The organism is Novosphingobium sp., from assembly GCF_041915465.1.
Classification (GTDB): Bacteria; Pseudomonadota; Alphaproteobacteria; order Sphingomonadales; family Sphingomonadaceae; genus Novosphingobium.
Map to the genome: position 1 here is coordinate 1 of NZ_JAYSBK010000156.1, position 4,222 is coordinate 4,222.

A 4,222-nucleotide genomic window follows, 5' to 3' on the forward strand; every position below is an offset into this window, starting at 1 on the left:
CGGGGATCCTTGGGATCGACCTTGCCGGGAACGACATTGCTGACGGTGACGACATACCAGCCACGATTGCGGGGAGCAGCCATCAGCTTGGTCTTGCCCTTGGCGACCGAGAACAGCAGCAGCAGCGGCGGAGGGACTTGCTGGCCCATCGCCTGGACCTGCTGGCGCGACATGTCGACCCGGTCAACCGGCGGCAGCGACACGCCAAGCTGCTGCATCGCAAGGCCGGGGTCCATGCCCTTTGCAATCAGGCCCTCGAGCTTCTTTGCGGCAGCGTGAGCGCCGACTTCGCCTTTCGAAAGCTGCACGTCGGACACCACCTGTTCGCGGATTTCGGCCAGCGGGGCAGGGGCGGAAGCCGTGATCGAGCTGACGTCGAAGACTACGAACTTCTTGCCCGGATCGATTTCGGCAAGCTGCGGCTGCCCTTCGTTTTCCATAAGGAACGCAGTCGGTACGACCTTTTCGAGCTCAGCCGGTGCCTTGGCGTCCGGCTTGCCATAGACCGCACCGTCATTGGTCAGCGCCTCGGTTGTGACAATCGTCAGGTTCAGTTCCTTGGCCACATCGGTCAGGGTCGCCCCGTTCGAGAACTCCTCTTCAATCCGCGCCGAGAAATCGATTACCGCAGCGCGCTGCTTTTCCTGGGTAATGGCCGAGGCCAGCTCGGGCCGCGCCTGGTCAAGCGTCTTGCCGGGCTTGATATCGATCGAGTCGACCCGCAGCACCAGCCAGCCCAGCGGCGCCTTGACCGGTCCAACCACCTTACCCTTGGACGCCGAGAATGCCGCCTCGGCGGCTGCCGAGCTGGTTTGTGCGGACAGGGCGTCCTTGCTCAACGCTCCAAGCGAGGCAGAGGTCAGCCCCTTTGCAGTCGCGGCCGCTTCAAGCGATTTGCCGCCGTTCACCTCGGCAACCAGCGCCTTGGCATCGGCTTCGCTCGCAAGGACCAACTGGGTGACCTTGCGCGTTTCGCTGGCGGCATATTCGGCCTTGTTGGCATTGTAGCGCGCGGCGATTTCAGCATCGGTCGGCGGCGCGACGGACTTGACCACGTTGCCATCGAAGGTGGCATAGCGGATCACGCGGCGCTCAGGGCGCGTATAGTCGGACTTGTGCGAACCGTACCACGCCTGGATTTCGGCATCGCTCGGCGGATTGGCCGGCGCGAACGCCGCCGAGGGCAGCAGGATGATCGTTCCTGTACGGCGCTCGGTGACAACCCCGGCGTACTGGTCGATCACACCCTTGGGGATGGCAATGCCGAACTGGGTGGCAGACAGCAGCTCGCGCTCCATCAGCATGCCCGCGATCCGTTCGCGCAGTTGCTTGTCGGTCAAGCCTTCCTGGCGCAAGAAGGCCTGGTAGGCGATGTCGCTGAACTTTCCGTCGGGGCCCTGGACACGCGGAATCTTCGCGATTTCGCTGTCGATCAGCCGATCACCGATCACAATTCCGTGGATACGGCCAAACTCGCGGATCGCTTGCAGATCGACCAGGCTGTTGAGAAGTTCGTCCAGCCCGCCCTCGGCAATGAAAGTGCGCATGTCCAGCGTGGGGTATTGTTCGCGCAAGCGTTCAACCTGGCGCTTGGCAGCCGTTTCAAGATCACCCGCATCGATGCTCGACTTGCCGACCGTGACCAGCTTGCCCGAACTGCTGCCCTTGCCGAAGCCGATACCGGACGCCACGTCACCACCCAGGAAGGCCAGTGAAATCAGGCCAAGAAAGGCGAGGGTGACGACAACGCCGAGCTTGGAGCTGAAGAAATTGCGCAAAAACTGGAGCATGAATCGGTCGCCAACTAAAACACGCGCCGCCCGCGCGGCGCTTTGGAGCGGGGCTTTAAGGCCCCTTCGCGCTTCCCGCAATGGCGGACCTGCCAACAGTGCCGGGTTTTGGCGCGGTGTCTGGATGGCTGATTTCGACGCCAGTTGTTACCAAGCCGCCCGCCACCCGGTCTCTTGCCCTTTGACAAGCGGCCATTTGCTCCCCTAGTCGCGAGACCACATGGGGTCGCAATCACCCATTCCAAGCCTCTATCAAGGAAACGCCATGCCCAACCGGCCCTATATCGTCGGCAACTGGAAGATGAACGGAACCCGGGCGATGCTTGCCGAAGCGCGGGCGATCGATCGCGGCGCCGCACGTTATCCGGGGGTCAAGGTGGGGATCGCTCCGCCATTTACGCTGCTGCAGGCAATGGCCGATGATTCCCAGGCGATGCTGGTCGGCGCGCAGGATTGTCATGCCAAGTCGTCCGGTGCCTTCACCGGCGACATTGCCGCACCGATGATCAAGGATACCGGGGCGTTGTTCACGATCGTCGGCCACTCCGAACGCCGGGCGATGCACGGCGAAAGTGACGCCGACGTCCGCGCCAAGGCTGAAGCCGCCCTTGCCGCCGGGCTGGAAGTGATCGTCTGCTGCGGCGAGACAGAGGCCGAGCGCGACGCAGGCCAGGCCGAAGCCGTGGTTTGCGGCCAGCTCGACGGTTCGCTGCCCCAGGGTGAGGGCGTGCCCAACCGGGTCACCGTCGCTTATGAACCCGTCTGGGCGATCGGCACCGGCCGCGTCCCATCAGTCGAAGATGTGAGCGCGATGCACCGGGCGATTCGCGCCAGGCTGACCGAGATTTACGGTGCCGATGCGGCAACTGTGCGCATCCTTTATGGCGGTTCGGTCAATGCCGGGAATGCTGCTGAATTGCTCGGTGCGGATGACGTAGGCGGTGCCTTGGTCGGCGGCGCAAGCCTGACGGCCGACAGCTTCCTTACCATCGTGCTCGCGGCTTCGGACCTCGCCAGCAACTAGGGCGGTGGCAGGCCCGATTCGGGCCAATTCAGCCTCTCGCCTTGCGCGCTGGGCCAAGCACGCCTAGATGGCCCTCAACAAGATCCTTCTCGCGGAACATTCATGTCCAGCATTTTCGTATTCCTGACGGTCGTCCAGGCCATCGTCGCTGCCCTGCTCGTAGCGGTGATCCTCATGCAGAAGTCCGAAGGCGGCGGCCTCGGCGTTGGCGGCAGCCCGACCGGGCTGATGTCGGCACGCGGCGCTGCGGACCTGTTGACGCGCGCCACCGCCATCCTGGCGAGCCTGTTCGTGATCCTTTCGATCGTTCTCGCGGCGATGGCGGTTAGCGCCACCAGCGGCCGCAGCATCGAAGACACGTTGAACCGCCCGGCCACGCCTGCGGCACCAGGCGCGGTTCCCGCAAGCGCTCCGGCCGATCCGCTCGACGCTGGCGCGCTTGCTCCGGCTGGCGCCTCGTCCGCTCCGGCTGCACCGAGCTCCGGCGCGGCTGATCCGCTCGCGGTTCCGGCCAAGAAGCAGTAAGTCCCGGCATCATTACGGCCCGCTGCCCGCCCGTGATAACGGCGCGGGGAGCGGGATCGTTGTTGCGCGCAGCACTTGCCATTCATCAATGCAACTGTGGATTGGCGCAGGCATCACTTGCCCGATCCCCCTCAATCGGATTAAGGCGCGACTCCCATGACGCGGTACATTTTCATCACCGGCGGCGTGGTCTCCTCGCTCGGCAAAGGTCTCATGGCGGCAAGCCTCGCCGCGCTGCTTCAGGCGCGCGGGTTCAAGGTTCGCATCCGCAAGTTCGACCCCTACCTGAACGTCGATCCCGGCACGATGAGCCCCTATCAGCATGGCGAAGTCTATGTGACCGACGACGGCGCCGAGACCGATCTTGATCTTGGCCATTACGAGCGCTTTACCGGCGTTTCGGCACGCCAGGCCGACAACATTACCTCGGGCCGCATCTACCGCGACATCATCGCCAAGGAGCGCCGCGGCGACTATCTTGGGGCGACCGTACAAGTCATCCCGCACGTGACCGATGCGATCAAGGAATTCGCCAAGGCCGATACCGACGGGCTCGACTTTGTACTGTGCGAAATCGGCGGCACCGTCGGCGATATCGAGGGCCTGCCGTTCATCGAGGCAATTCGCCAACTGCGCAACGAACTGGGTCGTGAACAGACCGCCTTCGTACACGTGACGCTGGTCCCCTATATCGCTGCCGCCGGCGAACTGAAGACCAAGCCGACCCAGCATTCGGTGCGCGAGCTTACCAGTCTCGGCATTCAGCCCGACATCCTGCTGTGCCGCTGCGAAAAGCCGCTGCCCGATAACGAGCGCGCCAAGATCGCGCTGTTCTGCAACGTGCGCAAGGAAGCCGTAATCCCGGCGCTTGACGCTTCGAGCA

Annotated in this window: 4 protein-coding genes; 3 read left to right on the plus strand and 1 reads right to left on the minus strand. The window is 63.7% G+C overall.

Annotated features, from left to right (window positions below):
* The coding region (locus ACE3SN_RS16260; protein ID WP_374531800.1) for a peptidyl-prolyl cis-trans isomerase at positions 1 to 1,790 on the minus strand (1,790 nt) is incomplete at its 3' end.
* Between the two features lie 265 nt (positions 1,791 to 2,055).
* On the opposite strand from ACE3SN_RS16260, the gene tpiA reads away from it, so the two are divergent.
* The 3 genes from tpiA to ACE3SN_RS16275 form a co-directional block, all read left to right on the plus strand.
* The gene (tpiA, locus tag ACE3SN_RS16265; protein ID WP_374531801.1) at positions 2,056 to 2,814 is read left to right on the plus strand and encodes a triose-phosphate isomerase; all 759 of its coding nucleotides are present in this window, start codon (positions 2,056 to 2,058) and stop codon (positions 2,812 to 2,814) included.
* Between the two features lie 102 nt (positions 2,815 to 2,916).
* Positions 2,917 to 3,339 (plus strand): preprotein translocase subunit SecG, encoded by a 423-nt coding sequence (gene secG / locus ACE3SN_RS16270; RefSeq protein WP_374531803.1) that lies wholly within the window; start codon positions 2,917 to 2,919, stop codon positions 3,337 to 3,339.
* Positions 3,340 to 3,495: 156 nt separating this feature from the next.
* On the plus strand, positions 3,496 to 4,222 hold a 727-nt coding region (locus ACE3SN_RS16275), incomplete at its 3' end, for a CTP synthase (RefSeq protein ID WP_374531805.1).

Coding starts and splice junctions, on each gene's coding strand:
- secG (WP_374531803.1), top strand. CDS start 2,917: ATGTCCAGCATTTTCGTATTCCTGACGGTCGTCCAGGCCATCGTCGCT.
- tpiA (WP_374531801.1), top strand. CDS start 2,056: ATGCCCAACCGGCCCTATATCGTCGGCAACTGGAAGATGAACGGAACC.